At 63.6% G+C, this 228-nt stretch carries 1 protein-coding gene; it reads left to right on the top strand.

Annotated elements, in window-relative coordinates; translation table 11 throughout:
• Nucleotides 1-228: CBS domain-containing protein (locus SB765_RS34605; protein ID WP_410933154.1), on the top strand; the 228-nt coding region annotated here is incomplete at both ends.

Here is a 228-nt window from a genome sequence, read left to right as displayed (position 1 = left end):
AACAGCGCCGGCTGGGCGTGGTGGTGGACGAGTACGGCGAGGTGCTGGGCATTGTCACCCTGGAAGACATCCTCGAAGAGATCGTCGGTGAGTTCGAGGACGAGCAAAGCCTGGACAACCCCCATGTACACCCGCAGACCGATGGCACGTTCGTCATCGATGGCACCGCTTCGCTACGCGAAATCAACCGCACCCTGGGCTGGCACCTGCCTTGCGACGGCGGGCCGA

This window comes from Pseudomonas sp. SIMBA_067 (assembly GCF_046534675.1).
GTDB lineage: Bacteria > Pseudomonadota > Gammaproteobacteria > Pseudomonadales > Pseudomonadaceae > Aquipseudomonas > Aquipseudomonas putida.
This window is presented reverse-complemented; position numbering and strand designations above follow the sequence as displayed.